Here is a 13,316-nt window from a genome sequence, read left to right as displayed (position 1 = left end):
GCGCCGTGGCCCGCCGGCCCCCCGCCCCGACCGCCGCCGTGCGGGCCCTCGTCGCCGACGGGGCACCGCACGCGCTGCGGCCCTACGCGCACGACCCGCGCGCCGCGGCCGGGGAGGGCTCCGGGCTCGAGGCCGCCACCGCGCTCGGCGTCGAGCCGCACCGCGTGCTCAAGACGCTCGTCGCCCTCGTGGACGAGCAGCCCCTGCTCGCCGTAGTCCCGGTGACGGGCCGCCTCGACCTGCGGGCCCTGGCGGCCGCGCGGGGCGGCCGCCGCGCCGTCCTGGCCGAGCCGGCCGCGGCGGAGCGGCTCACCGGCGGCGTGGTGGGCGCCATCAGCCCCCTGGGCCTGCGCCGACCGCTCCCGGTCGTCGTCGACGCGAGCGCCGCCGCGCACGACGCCGTCCTCGTCAGCGCCGGGCGTCGGGGCCTCGACGTCGAGCTCGCGCCGGCCGACCTCCTGCGGCTCTGCGGGGGCGCCTACGCCGAGGTCGCCCGGCCGTCGTCCCGCTGAGCGGCGTCCCCCGGAGCGGCGTCCGCGGGAGCGGCGTCCCCGGAGTCGGCGGGGTACGGCTCCCGCCGCGCCGGGGCGCGCAGCATCCCCGCGATGAGGACGACCGTCACGAGGAGCGCGGCCGCCGTCGGTGCCACCGCGAGCGCGACGGTCGCCTGCAGCTGCAGACCGGCGGGGGCCACCTGGACGCCCTCGGCGAGCCGGGAGGCGACGTCCTCGGGCAGCGCCGGCCCGCGGCGCGGGCCGGCGACGAGACCGCCCAGGGCCCTGCCCAGCCACGACGTCGCGAGCGCCCCCGCGGCCGCCGCCACGAGGGCGACCACCGCGGCGGGCCCGCTGGGCCCGCGACGGGCGCGCAGGACCGCCGCGCCGGCGACGAGCCCCGCCACCGCGGTGACGAGGACGAAGACGCCGTCCTGCGCCGCCGCGAGCTCCGGCAGACCGGGCGAGACGCGCTGCGTCCCGTCGGTGACGACCTGCGGCTGCGGCGCCAGGAGCCACCACGCCAGCGCGGACGCCAGGACGAGACCCGCCCAGGCCGGCAGGAGCCTTGCCAGCCCGCCCCTCACGTGCAGGGCCCTCGCCGGCGCCTCACGCGAGGCACGAGGGCCCGAGGAGCGCCTTGAGGTCCCCGTACAGGGACGGCGACGGCGTCACCCCGAGCGCGGAGTCGAGGCGCATGAGGGTCGCCCGCTCCGGCGAGGTCCGCAGCCGCAGGTGCACCTCGGTGGGGCCCGCGTGCATGAGCAGCACGTCCTTGAGCCGCTCGACCCGCGGCGGCGTGCAGCGGCTCGTCGGCATCTCGATGACCAGCGGCCCGCCCGCCGCCTGGCTCGTGTCGGGGATCGACATCTCCGAGGCGTAGATCGTCGGGACGTCGTCGCGCCGGTTGACCCGGCCCCGCACGACGCAGACGAGGTCCTCACGCAGCTCGTGCATGACCTCGGCGTACGTCTTGGGGAAGAAGAGCACCTCGACCGAGCCCTCGAGGTCCTCGACCGTGGCGATGGCCCACGCGCTGCCCTGCTTGGTCATCTTGCGGGTGACCGTCGTGACCATCCCCGCGATGGTGATGGTCGAGCCGTCCTGGCGCCCCTCGTCGGCGACGAAGGCGGAGATCGAGCAGTCCGCCGCCGAGGCCAGCACGTGCTCGAGGCCGAAGAGCGGGTGGTCGGAGACGTACAGCCCGAGCATGGCCCGCTCGCTCGCGAGCAGCTCGCGCTTGTCCCACTCCCCGTCGCCCACCGGCGGCAGGGCCGCGAGCTGGACGGCGGACTCGTCCCCGAGCCCGCCGAACAGCGAGTCCTGGCCGATGGCCTCGGCCCGCTTCTCGACGACGACGGCGTCGACGTAGACCTCGTGGACCGCGGCCAGGCCCCGGCGGGTGTGTCCGAGGGAGTCGAAGGCGCCGGCCTTGATGAGCGACTCGATGGTCCGCTTGTTGCACACGACCGCGGGGACCTTGCGCAGGAAGTCCTCGAAGGACGTGAAGGCGCCCTTCTCCTCGCGCGCCGCCACGATCGCGTCGACGACGTTCTGCCCGACGTTGCGGATGGCGGCGAGCCCGAAGCGGATGTCCTGCCCGACGGCGGCGTACGTGCCGATCGAGGAGTTGACGTCGGGCGGCAGCACCGTGATGCGCATGCGCCGGCACTCGCCGAGGTAGAGCGCCGACTTGTCCTTGTCGTCGCGCACGCTCGTGAGCAGCGCCGCCATGTACTCGGCCGGGTGGTTGGCCTTGAGGTACGCCGTCCAGTACGAGACGACGCCGTACGCCGCCGAGTGCGCCTTGTTGAAGGCGTAGTCGGAGAACGGCAGGAGGATGTCCCACAGCGTCTTGACCGCGGCCTCGGAGTACCCGTTCGCCGCCATGCCGTCGCGGAAGCCGATGTACTCGGCGTCGAGCACCTCGCGCTTCTTCTTGCCCATGGCGCGGCGCAGCAGGTCCGCCTTGCCGAGCGAGTACCCGGCGAGCTTCTGCGCGATCGCCATGACCTGCTCCTGGTACACGATGAGCCCGTAGGTCTCGCCCAGGACGTCGGCCAGCGGCTCCGCCAGCTCGGGGTGGATCGGCGTGATCTCCTGCTGGCCGTTCTTGCGCAGCGCGTAGTTGGTGTGCGACCCCGCACCCATCGGGCCGGGGCGGTAGAGGGCGCCGACGGCGGAGATGTCGGCGAAGACGTCGGGCTTCATGAGCCGCAGCAGCGAGCGCATGGGCCCGCCGTCGAGCTGGAAGACGCCGAGGGTGTCGCCGCGCTGCAGCAGCTCGAACGTCTTCGGGTCGTCCAGCGTGAGCACGTCGAGGTCGACGGGCTCGCCGCCGTTGGTGACGATGTTCTTGAGGGCGTCGTCGAGGACCGTGAGGTTGCGCAGCCCCAGGAAATCCATCTTGATGAGGCCGAGGCCCTCGCAGGTCGGGTAGTCGAACTGCGTGATGATGGCGCCGTCCTGCTCGCGGCGCATGATCGGGATGATGTCGATGAGCGGCTCGCTCGACATGATGATCCCGGCCGCGTGCACGCCCCACTGGCGCTTGAGCCCCTCCAGGCCGCGCGCGGTGCCCACGACCTTCTGGGCGTCGGCGTCCTGGGCGTGCAGCTGGCGGAACTCCTCCGCCTCGGCGTACCGCTTGTGCTCGGGGTCGAAGATCCCCGACAGCGGGATGTCCTTGCCCATGACGGCGGGCGGCATGGCCTTCGTGAGCCGCTCGCCCATGGCGAAGGGGTAGCCGAGCACGCGCGAGGAGTCCTTGAGCGCCTGCTTGGCCTTGATGGTGCCGTAGGTGACGATCATCGCGACGCGGTCGTCGCCGTACTTCTCCGTGACGTAGCGGATGACCTCGCCGCGCCGGCGCTCGTCGAAGTCGACGTCGAAGTCGGGCATCGACACGCGCTCCGGGTTGAGGAAGCGCTCGAAGATGAGGCCGTGCTCGAGGGGGTCGAGGTCGGTGATCCGCATGGCGTAGGCGGCCATCGACCCGGCGCCGGAGCCGCGGCCCGGGCCGACGCGGATGCCGTTCTCCTTGGACCACGTGATGAAGTCGGCGACGACGAGGAAGTAGCCCGGGAAGCCCATCTGGGCGATGACCTGGCACTCGAAGTCGGCCTGCGCCTGGGACGCCTCGGGGATGCCGCCGGGGTAGCGGCGCTCGAGGCCCCGCTGCACCTCCTCGACGAACCACGACTCCTCCGTGTGCCCCTCCGGCACGGGGAAGCGCGGCATGTAGGTGCCGTTGCCCTCGGTGAAGGACACGTCGCAGCGCTCGGCGATGAGCAGGGTGTTGTCGCACGCCTCGGGCAGCTCGCGCCACGTGCGCCGCATCTCCGCGGCGCTCTTGAGGTAGAAGTCGTCCGCGTCGAACTTGAAGCGGTGCGGGTCGGCCAGGGTCGAGCCGGACTGCACGCACAGCAGCGCCGCGTGCGCCGTCGCGTCCTCCGCGCGGGTGTAGTGCAGGTCGTTGGTGGCGACCATCGGCAGCTGCAGGTCCTTGGCCAGGCGCAGCAGGTCGTCGCGCGTGCGGCGCTCGATGTCGAGGCCGTGGTCCATGAGCTCGAGGTAGTAGTTCTCCGCGCCGAAGATGTCGCGGTAGTCGCTCGCCGCCTGCAGCGCCTCGCGGTACTGCCCGAGCCGCAGCCGGGTCTGCACCTCCGAGGACGGGCAGCCCGTGGTGGCGATGAGGCCCTTCGCGTACCGGCTGAGGATCTCCCGGTCCATGCGCGGCTTGAAGTAGTGCCCCTCCATGGACGCCCGCGAGGCGAGCCGGAAGAGGTTGTGCATCCCCTCCGTGGTCTCGCTGAGCATCGTCATGTGCGTGAAGGCGCCGCCGCCGGAGACGTCGTCGCGGCTCGAGGTGCCCTGGGCGCCCCACTTCACCCGCGTGCGGTCGCCGCGGTGGGTGCCCGGCGCGACGTAGGCCTCGAGGCCGATGATCGGCTTGACGCCGTGCTTCTGGCCCGCGCGCCAGAAGTCGTGGGCGCCGAAGACGAACCCGTGGTCGGTCGTGGCGATGGCCGGCATCCCGAGCCGCGCCGCCTCGGCCATGAGGTCGTCCACCCGCGCCGCGCCGTCGAGCATCGAGTACTCGGTGTGCACGTGGAGGTGGACGAACTGGTCCTCCCCCGACCTGCTGGACGTCGACGTCGTCGCGGGCTGGGGCATCGTGCGGGCCTCCCGGGGGCGCCGCCGGGGCGGCGCGGTGGTGTCTGGGACCGTCCTCGCCTGGTGCTCCCGCACCCCCGCGGGGGGCGCGGCAGGAGGACCCGGCGAGTGTAGGTCGGGGCGCCGACAGCCCGGTGCAGGCGACGCCGCGCCGGGGCCCCGACCCGCCCCGTCCGCCTGCGGCGACGTGGCCGACCGCACACGCGCCGCCGGCACCTCCCGGGGCGCCGCTGTGGTTCGGTGGCCCGCGGGGCCGCGGACGCGCGAGGTGGCGCGGGCCTGCGACGCGAGGAGGCGCGCATGACGACGACGTCGAGCACCGGTGGCGGCCCGACCGGGGGCTCCCGGCCCGCTCGGGGCACCGGCCGCACCGCCGACCGGGCGAACGGCCCCGGGGACGACACCGAGGGCGGTCCCCACCGCTCCCCCGGACGCACGTGGGCGCTGCGCGGGCTGGGCGTGGTCCTCGCCCTGCTCGTCTACCTGCTCCTCGGCGGCGCCGAGGACCTCTCGCAGGAGGGCCGGTTCACGGCGGCCGTGGCCGTCCTCATGGCGACGTGGTGGATGACCGAGGCGCTGCCGCTGTCGGCCACCGCGCTCGTGCCGATCGTCGCGCTGCCCGTCCTCGGGGTCGTCGACGTGGCCGGCGCCACGGCGCCCTACGCCAACCCCATCGTCTTCCTCTTCCTCGGCGGCTTCCTCATCGCCATCGCCATGCAGCGGTGGGACCTGCACCGGCGCATCGCGCTCCGGACGCTGCGCGCCGTCGGCACGAGCCCGCGGCGCATCGTGCTGGGGATGATGGTCTCGACGGCCTTCCTGTCGATGTGGGTGTCCAACACCGCCACGACGCTGATGATGCTGCCCATCGCCCTCAGCGTCCTCACCCTCGTCGTGGACCGGGTCGGCGCCGGCTCGCAGGCCGAGCGCGCGGCCCAGCAGGACGCCGTCACCGACTCCACGACGACGATCGCCGACGCCGTCAGCGACCCCGCCGTGAAGACCTTCGGGGTCGGCCTGCTGCTGTCCGTGGCGTGGGCGGCCTCCATCGGCGGCCTCGGCACCCTGCTCGGCAGCCCGCCCAACGCCATCGTCGCCGGGTACGTCGCCGACGAGCTGGGCGGCGAGGTCGGCTTCCTCCAGTGGATGCTCCTCGGCGTCCCGCTCGTCGTCGTCTTCGTCGCGGTCGCGTGGCTGCTCATCACGCGCGTGCTCTTCCGCTCCGACCTGCCCGAGATCCCCGGCGGCCGTCAGATGCTCGACGAGCAGCTGGCCGAGATGGGCCCGATGAGCCGCGGCGAGCGGATGGTCGCCCTCGTCTTCGCGTCCGCCGCCTTCCTGTGGGTCGTCCCCGGCCTGCTCGCCGAGCTCCCGGTCGTCGGCGACGCGGCGCCCTGGCTGGGCGGCCTGAACGACACGGCTATCGCCATCGCCGCGGGCCTCGCGCTGTTCCTCATCCCCGCCGAGCGCGGCGGGCGCATGGTGCTCGTGTGGGAGGACGCCCAGAAGGGCCTTCCCTGGGGCGTGCTGCTCCTCTTCGGCGGCGGCCTCAGCCTCGCCGGCGCGGTGGCCGCGAGCGGCCTCGACGTCTGGATCGGCGAGCAGGTGGCGCCCCTCGGCGCCCTGCCGCTCATCCTCCTCGTCGCCGCGGTCGTGCTCCTCGTCCTGCTGCTGACCGAGGTGACGAGCAACACGGCCACGGCCGCGACCTTCATCCCCGTCCTCGGCGGGGTGGCGCTCGGGCTCGGCGTCGACTCCCTCACGCTGCTCATCCCCGCGGCCCTGGCCGCGACGTGCGCCTTCATGCTCCCCGTCGGCACGCCGCCCAACGCCATCGTCTTCGCGACGGGCAAGGTGACGATCGGCGAGATGGTGCGCGGCGGGGTCGTCCTCAACGTCACCGGCGTCGTGCTCATCACGCTCGCCGCCTACGGCCTGGGCGGGCTCGCCTTCGGCATGTCCTTCTGACGCGCTCGGGGCGGGGCTCCCGGGCGGGAGCCCGCCCCGAGCGGTCAGGCCCGCAGCCGCTCGAGGGCGGTGGCGAGGTCGTCGGGGTAGGTGCTCTCCACGACGAGGGGCAGTCCGGTGCCGGGGTGGGTGAAGCCGAGGCGCACCGCGTGCAGCCACTGGCGCCGCAGCCCGAGGCGGTCGGCCAGGCGCGGGTCGGCCCCGTAGGCCAGGTCGCCGACGCAGGGGTGGCGCAGCGCCGAGACGTGCACGCGGATCTGGTGCGTGCGCCCGGTCTCCAGGCGCACCTCGAGCAGGGACGCCGCCCGGTGCGCCTCGAGGGTCGTGTAGTGGGTCACGCTGTCGCGCCCGCCCTCGACGACCGCGAAGCGGTGGTCGGCGGTGGGGTGGCGGCCGATGGGGGCGTCGATCGTGCCCGCCGACGGGTCGGGGTGGCCCTGGACGAGTGCGTGGTAGGTCTTCTCGACCGTCCGCTCCCGGAAGGCCTGCTTGAGCGCCGAGTAGGCGCGCTCGCTCTTCGCGACGACCATGAGCCCCGAGGTGCCGACGTCGAGGCGGTGGACGACGCCCTGGCGCTCCGCCGCGCCCGACGTCGCGATGCGGTAGCCGGCGCCGGCCAGGCCCCCGACCACGGTCGGCCCCGTCCAGCCGGGGCTCGGGTGCGCCGCCACGCCGACGGGCTTGTCCACGACGACGAGGTCGTCGTCGTCGTGGACGACGCGCATGCCCGGCACCGGCTCGGCCACGACCGTCGGCGGTGCCGGCGGGTCGGGGAGCTCCACCTCGAGCCAGCCGCCCTCGGGCAGGCGCTCGGCCTTGACGACGTCGCGCCCGTCCACCCGCACGCCGCCCGACGCGACGACCTCGGCCGCGCGGGACCGCGAGAGGCCCAGCAGACGGGCGAGGGCGGCGTCGACCCGCTGGCCCGCCAGCCCGTCGGGGACGGGCATCGACCGGAGCTCACCCACGGCGGTCCTCCTCGGAGGGACTCGCGGACGGCTGCCCGGACGACTCCGACGGCTGCTCGGAGGACGGGCGGGCGTCAGCGGCCGCGTCCGCGCGCTCACGTCCACCGGGCTCCCGCCGACCGTCGACCCCCACGCCGCGGAAGCTGAGGACGACGACGAGGACGGCGGCCACGACGATGGCCGAGTCGGCGAGGTTGAAGACCGGCCAGCGCGGCAGGCGGAGGAAGTCGACGACGTGCCCCGTGCCGAAGCCCGGCTCGCGTAGCAGCCGGTCGGTGAGGTTGCCGAGCGCGCCGCCGAGCAGCAGCCCGAGGGCGTACGCCCAGGCCCGCGAGCCCAGGCGGCGCGCCATGAGGGCCACCGCCACGACGACGCCCACGGCGACGAGGGTCAGCACCCAGGTGAGCCCCGTGGCGAGCGAGAACGCCGCGCCGGGGTTGTAGAGCAGGTACAGGTCGAGCACGCCCGGGACGAGCTCGACCGGCTCGCCCTCGGTGAGGCGCGCGACGGCCAGCGCCTTCGTCAGCTGGTCCAGGCCCCACACGAGCGCGACGACGGAGACCAGCAGCACGAGCAGCCGACGCCGCCGGGCGGGCGGGACGGCGGGCTCGTCCGGCCCCGTGAGCGGGGCGTCGCCCGGCCCCTCGAGCGGGGCGCCGCCCGCCGGGCGCCCGGGGCGCTCGTCGTCGGCGCCGGACGGACCGGGGGGTCCAGCGGTCAGCTGGGGCTCCCCGTCGTCGCGGTGCCGTCCGAGCCCGGGACGACGGCCGCCGTGCCGTCGAGGTCGCGCAGCTGGCCCTCTAGGTAGGCGCGCAGGCGGCTGCGGTACTCGCGCTCGAAGCCGCGCAGCTCGTCGATCTTGCGCTCCAGCAGGGTGCGCTCGCGCTCGAGGGCGCCGAGCTCGCTCGTGCGCTGCTCCTCGAGCTGCTCCAGGGTCGTGCGGCGCTGCTCCTGCGCCTCGGTGACGAGGCGCTCGGCCTCGGCCGACGCGTCGCCGACGAGGCGGTCGCGCTGCTCCTCGCCCGCGCGCACGTGCTCGTCGTGCAGCCGCTGGGCGAGGGCGAGGACGCCCGCGGCGCTGCCCGCGGCCCCCGGGGCGGCGGAGCCGCCGGCGAGGCCCTCGTCCGCCATCGCGTCCTCGGGCGCCGTCGCCTGCGCCGGGACGGCGGGCGCGGGGACCGCCTCCTGCGCCGGGGCGTCGTGCTGCGCCGGGGCCTCGTCGCGGGCGGACGCGGCCTCCTCGGCGCGGCGCTCGGCGTCGGCGAGCTGCTCGCGCAGCCCGTCGTTCTCGCTGCGCAGGCGCGTGAGCTCGCCGACGACCTCGTCGAGGAAGTCGTCGACCTCCTCCACGGCGTAGCCGTGCCGGAACTGCGTCTGCGTGAACGTGCGCTCCGTCACGGCCTCGGGCGTCAGAACCATGAGCCTCCACCTTCGTCCTCGGGTCGGGCTCCGCCGTCGCCCGGGGAGCGGCACGACGGTAGCGGACCGGGCCGCCCGGTCCTCGCCGGCCGGTGCGGTCAGCGGGCGGCGAGCGCGAGGCCGCCGAGGAGGGAGCGCAGCAGCCCGAGCCCGAGGAAGAGGACGATGAAGGCGAGGTCGAGCTGCACCTGGCCGATGCGGATCGGCTTGATGACCCGGCGCAGCGCGCGCAGCGGCGGGTCGGTGAGGGAGTACACGCCCTCGGCCAGCACCAGCACGGGCCCCGTGGGGCGCCAGTCGCGCGAGAACACCTGGACCCAGTCGAGGACGAGGCGGCCGAGCAGCACGACGATGTAGAGGAGGACGACGAGGGAGAGCAGCTCGAGGACGACGGACACGGAGCCCCTAGCTCTGGTTGAAGAACGAGCTGGAGGTGCCCGTCCGCTGCGGGCTCGCCTGCTCGGCGGTGACCTCGACGTGCGCCGGGGAGAGCAGGAAGACCTTGCTCGTGACCCGCTCGATGGAGCCCCGCAGCCCGAAGACGAGCCCGGCGGAGAAGTCGACGAGGCGCTTGGCGTCCGCGTCGTCCATGTCGGTGAGGTTCATGATGACCGGCACCGACTCGCGGAAGCTCTCCCCGATGGCCTTGGCCTCGTTGTAGCTGCGCGGGTGGATGGTCGTGATGCGGCTGAGGTCGCCCCCCAGCGGCTCGGGCACGACGCGTGACATGGAGCGCTCCCGGGTGATCGGCGTGACGGCGGCCCGGTGCTCGGGCCTCTGCTCGGCCCGGGACTCGCCCCGGGGCTCGGGGTCGGCGGGACGCTCGGCGGAGCGGTGCGCCCCGCCGCGGCGCTCGTCGGCGTCGCGGCGCTCCTCGCCGTCGTAGCCGTCGAGCTCGTCCTCGCGGGGGTCCTCCTCCGCCAGGCCGAGGTAGACCATCGTCCTGCGCAGCGCGCCTGCCATGCCACTCCCTCGCCGTCCGCCGTGCGGTGCCCGCGGGCTCCCGCCCGTCCTCGCCGTCCGGCGCCGGGCCCCCTGCGGGCCGCGCCTCGGGGCGAGACGCTACCGGAGCGGCGGACGGCCGCCGAGGATGGCGCGCCCGACACGCAGGTGCGTGGCGCCCGCCGCGACGGCCTCCTCGAGGTCCTCGCTCATGCCGGCCGACAGGACGTCGGCGCCGGGGTGGTCGGCCCGCACCCGCGCCGCGAGGGCCGCCAGGGCGGCGAAGGCGGCCGCCGGGTCGGCCTCGCGGGGGGCCACGGCCATGAGGCCCGCCAGGCGCAGGCCGGGGACGCCGGCGACGTGGTCGGCGAGCGCGGGCACGGCGCCGGCGGGCGCGCCGCCGCGCGCCGCGTCGCCCTCCTCGCCGTCCAGGTCGACCTGCACGAGGACCGGCAGCTCGCGCCCGGCGCGCTCGGCCCCCCGGCCCAGGGCGTCGGCCAGCCGCGCGCTGTCGACCGAGTGCACGAGGTGGGCCCAGGCGGAGACGGCGCCCGCCTTGTTGCGCTGCAGCCGCCCGAGGAAGTGCCAGCGCAGCTCCTCCCCGCCTCCGGCGGCGAGGACCTCCTCCCGCTTGGCGCGGGCCTCCTGCTCGCGGGCCTCCCCGACGTCGCGGACGCCGAGCGCGGCGAGGTGCAGCACGTCGGTCGCGGGGAAGGTCTTCGTCGTCACGACGACGCGGACGGCGGCCGGGTCGCGCCCCGCCGCCGAGCAGGCGCCCCCGACCCGACGGCGCAGGTCGTCCAGCGCCGCGGCGAGGTCGGCGCGCCGCCCGGGCCCGCCCGACCCCTCGTGACCGCCCACCGCGTCGCGGCCCCCCGCACCCGGGGCCGGGGGGCCGACGCTCACGCCGGCACCCACGCGAGGCCGGCCGTGCGGCCGCTCGCCGCGCCGTCGCGGCGGTAGGACCAGAGGTCGGCGCGCTCGGCCGTGCACCCGGGCACCTGCTCCGCGCGGACGCCCGCGGCGGCGAGCTGCTCGAGCACGAGGGCCGCGACGTCGAGCGACGGGGCGCCCTCCCACGTCGTGCTCGCACCGACGGGGTGCTCGGCCGCCACCGCCGCGCGCAGGTCCGCCGGCACCTCGTAGCAGCGCGCGCAGATGCTGGGGCCGAGGACGGCGACCACGTCGCGGGCGCCGAGCCCGCGCATCGCCTCCACCGCGCGCACGGGCGCGCCGAGCAGCGCGCCGCGGCGCCCGGCGTGGGCCACGCCCACCACCCCGGCGACGGGGTCGGCCATCACCACGGGCACGCAGTCGGCGACGAGGACGGCGAGCGCCACCCCGGGGACGGCCGTGACGGCGGCGTCGACGGCCGGCGCGTCGGGGACCTCGTCGGCACCGCCCGGGCCCACCTCGTCGACGACGAGGACGTCGGCGCCGTGGACCTGCTGGAGGTAGCGCACCTCGCGGGCGCCGCGGCCCGCGAGCTCGTCGGCGAGCGCGCGCCGCGAGGCGCGCACGGCCGCCTCGTCGTCCCCGACGTGCAGGGCGAGGTCGAGGCCGTCGTAGGGCCCCGGTGGGACGCCGCCGGCCCCGGGGGGCGCCCACCCGGCGCCGGCGCGCGAGGTGAGCGCGAGCACCGCCCCGCGCGCGGCGCCGACGCCCGGGGGGGACCCGCTGCCGCCGCCCCGACCGGGGAGCGCCCGCGACCACGCGAGCAGCCCGCCGCCCCGCCCGGGAGCGGGCGGGGCGGCGGGCTGCGGCACGGGCGGGAGCGACGTCCGCCCGGCGGTGCCGTGCACGCTCAGCGCAGGAAGTCCGGGACGTCCAGGTCGTCGTCGGAGGAGCGCTGCCCGCGGCCCCAGGCCGGCCCCTGGTCGAGCGGCTGCGGCGAGGGCGCCTCCTCACGGCTCCCCTGGCGCTCCTCCGCCGGCGCCTCCTCCTGCTGCTGGCCCTGCTGCTGGCCCTGCTGCTGGGAGGAGCCCGACGCCTGGCCCGCGGTGGCGCCCGGCCACGGCGAGGTCGGGACGTCGTCGCCGCCCGGCGCCGGCTGCTGGCGCGGGGGGACGGCGCCGCGCGCAGGCTGGGGGCGCGCCGGGGCCGCCTGCGCGGCGCCGCGCTCGTCGCGGCGGCGCGACGGGGTGCCGCCGTCGAACCCGGCGGCGATGACGGTGACGCGGACCTCGTCGCCGAGGGCGTCGTCGATGACGGCGCCGAAGATGATGTTGGCCTCGGGGTGCGCCGCCTCCTGCACGAGGCGCGCGGCCTCGTTGATCTCGAAGAGGCCGAGGTCGGAGCCGCCCTGGATGGACAGCAGGACGCCGTGGGCGCCGTCGATGCTCGCCTCGAGCAGCGGCGAGGAGATGGCCGCCTCGGACGCGAGGACGGCGCGGTCGTCGCCCCGGGCCGAGCCGATGCCCATGAGGGCGCTGCCGGCGCCCTGCATGACGCTCTTGACGTCGGCGAAGTCGAGGTTGATGAGGCCCGGCGTCGTGATGAGGTCGGTGATGCCCTGCACGCCGGACAGGAGCACCTGGTCGGCGGAGCGGAAGGCGTCGAGCATGCTGACGGCGCGGTCGCTGATGGACAGCAGCCGGTCGTTGGGGATGACGATGAGGGTGTCGACCTCCTCGCGGAGGCTCTCGATGCCGCTGTCGGCCTGGTTGGCGCGCCGACGGCCCTCGAAGGTGAAGGGGCGCGTGACGACACCGATCGTCAGGGCCCCGAGCTCGCGCGCGATGCGGGCGACCACGGGCGCGCCGCCCGTGCCGGTGCCGCCGCCCTCGCCGGCCGTGACGAAGACCATGTCGGCCCCGCGCAGGGCCTCCTCGATCTCCTCCGCGTGGTCCTCGGCCGCCCTGCGGCCGACCTCGGGGTCCGCGCCCGCGCCGAGGCCGCGGGTGAGCTCGCGACCGACGTCGAGCTTGACGTCCGCGTCGGACATGAGGAGCGCCTGGGCGTCGGTGTTGACCGCGATGAACTCGACGCCCTTGAGGCCGACCTCGATCATCCGGTTCACGGCGTTGACCCCGCCGCCGCCGATGCCGACGACCTTGATGACGGCGAGGTAGTTCTGCGGTGATGCCACGAGGCGAGCCCTTCGCTGGAGTTCCTGGGTGCGGTGCCGGGGTGGACCCTCACCCTCAGGTTGAGGGTGATAGTTATGTCAGGTCCGTGCTGGGCTGAACGGTAGGTCCCCCGGGTCTGCGCTGTCGACCGCCGCGCCGGGACACGCCGCGACGCGCCGGTGCCGGAGGGGACGGGAGCGGTCCGAGGAGGCGCGCCCCGTGGAGCACGTCCGCGAGACGCGCGTCCCCGAGGAGGAGGGCGGCACGGGGCGACCCCGGCG

General features: G+C 75.8%; 12 protein-coding genes. 2 read left to right on the top strand and 10 right to left on the bottom strand.

All coding sequences use genetic code 11. The features are described 5' to 3' along the window. Positions 1 to 74: 74 nt before the first annotated feature. Positions 75 to 512 (top strand): aminoacyl-tRNA deacylase, encoded by a 438-nt coding sequence (locus Q0789_RS01885; protein ID WP_366917603.1) that lies wholly within the window; start codon positions 75 to 77, stop codon positions 510 to 512. On the opposite strand, the gene Q0789_RS01880 is transcribed toward Q0789_RS01885, so the two are convergent. Beyond that, positions 479 to 1,081, bottom strand: coding sequence for a hypothetical protein (locus tag Q0789_RS01880; protein WP_298801540.1), 603 nt, complete (start codon positions 1,079 to 1,081; stop codon positions 479 to 481). The two genes, Q0789_RS01885 and Q0789_RS01880, sit on opposite strands and share 34 nt — an antisense overlap. 22 nt (positions 1,082 to 1,103) lie before the next feature. Next, positions 1,104 to 4,670, bottom strand: coding sequence for a DNA polymerase III subunit alpha (gene dnaE, locus Q0789_RS01875; RefSeq protein ID WP_298801538.1), 3,567 nt, complete (start codon positions 4,668 to 4,670; stop codon positions 1,104 to 1,106). A gap of 300 nt (positions 4,671 to 4,970) precedes the next feature. Here dnaE and Q0789_RS01870 point away from each other — a divergent pair, with 300 nt between their 5' ends. Then, a complete protein-coding gene (locus Q0789_RS01870; protein WP_298801536.1) occupies positions 4,971 to 6,638 on the top strand; it encodes an SLC13 family permease in 1,668 nt (555 codons plus the stop codon). Positions 6,639 to 6,682: 44 nt separating this feature from the next. On the opposite strand, the gene Q0789_RS01865 is transcribed toward Q0789_RS01870, so the two are convergent. The 8 genes from Q0789_RS01865 to ftsZ form a co-directional block, all read right to left on the bottom strand. Then, complete coding sequence (locus Q0789_RS01865) at positions 6,683 to 7,588, bottom strand: RluA family pseudouridine synthase (protein ID WP_366917602.1); 906 nt, start codon at positions 7,586 to 7,588, stop codon at positions 6,683 to 6,685. A gap of 10 nt (positions 7,589 to 7,598) precedes the next feature. Then, positions 7,599 to 8,177 carry a signal peptidase II gene (gene lspA, locus Q0789_RS01860; RefSeq protein WP_298801532.1) on the bottom strand — a complete coding sequence of 193 codons (579 nt, stop codon included), beginning with the start codon at positions 8,175 to 8,177 and terminating at the stop codon, positions 7,599 to 7,601. 146 nt (positions 8,178 to 8,323) lie between these two features. Then, positions 8,324 to 9,025 carry a DivIVA domain-containing protein gene (locus tag Q0789_RS01855; protein WP_298801530.1) on the bottom strand — a complete coding sequence of 234 codons (702 nt, stop codon included), beginning with the start codon at positions 9,023 to 9,025 and terminating at the stop codon, positions 8,324 to 8,326. Between the two features lie 98 nt (positions 9,026 to 9,123). Continuing rightward, a complete protein-coding gene (locus Q0789_RS01850; RefSeq protein ID WP_298801528.1) occupies positions 9,124 to 9,423 on the bottom strand; it encodes a YggT family protein in 300 nt (99 codons plus the stop codon). A gap of 7 nt (positions 9,424 to 9,430) precedes the next feature. Then, positions 9,431 to 9,988, bottom strand: coding sequence for a cell division protein SepF (gene sepF / locus Q0789_RS01845; RefSeq protein ID WP_298801526.1), 558 nt, complete (start codon positions 9,986 to 9,988; stop codon positions 9,431 to 9,433). A 99-nt stretch (positions 9,989 to 10,087) separates the two neighbouring features. Further along, positions 10,088 to 10,828 carry a YggS family pyridoxal phosphate-dependent enzyme gene (locus Q0789_RS01840; protein WP_366917601.1) on the bottom strand — a complete coding sequence of 247 codons (741 nt, stop codon included), beginning with the start codon at positions 10,826 to 10,828 and terminating at the stop codon, positions 10,088 to 10,090. Positions 10,829 to 10,869: 41 nt separating this feature from the next. Beyond that, positions 10,870 to 11,769, bottom strand: a complete 900-nt coding sequence (locus Q0789_RS01835; RefSeq protein ID WP_298801522.1) for a polyphenol oxidase family protein — start codon at positions 11,767 to 11,769, stop codon at positions 10,870 to 10,872. Between the two features lie 2 nt (positions 11,770 to 11,771). Further along, positions 11,772 to 13,055, bottom strand: coding sequence for a cell division protein FtsZ (gene ftsZ / locus Q0789_RS01830; RefSeq protein WP_298801520.1), 1,284 nt, complete (start codon positions 13,053 to 13,055; stop codon positions 11,772 to 11,774). Positions 13,056 to 13,316 lie beyond the last annotated feature (261 nt).

It is taken from the genome of uncultured Pseudokineococcus sp. (genome assembly GCF_947499845.1).
Lineage (GTDB): Bacteria > Actinomycetota > Actinomycetes > Actinomycetales > Quadrisphaeraceae > Pseudokineococcus.
Note: the sequence above shows the minus strand (reverse complement) of the source record. Positions and strands in the feature narration are given on the sequence as shown.

Excerpts from the sequence above, each read along its gene's own strand:
- Q0789_RS01865 (WP_366917602.1), bottom strand. The coding sequence starts at position 7,588 with ATGCCCGTCCCCGACGGGCTGGCGGGCCAGCGGGTCGACGCCGCCCTC.
- sepF (WP_298801526.1), bottom strand. The coding sequence starts at position 9,988 with ATGGCAGGCGCGCTGCGCAGGACGATGGTCTACCTCGGCCTGGCGGAG.
- dnaE (WP_298801538.1), bottom strand. The coding sequence starts at position 4,670 with ATGCCCCAGCCCGCGACGACGTCGACGTCCAGCAGGTCGGGGGAGGAC.
- Q0789_RS01855 (WP_298801530.1), bottom strand. The coding sequence starts at position 9,025 with ATGGTTCTGACGCCCGAGGCCGTGACGGAGCGCACGTTCACGCAGACG.
- Q0789_RS01870 (WP_298801536.1), top strand. The coding sequence starts at position 4,971 with ATGACGACGACGTCGAGCACCGGTGGCGGCCCGACCGGGGGCTCCCGG.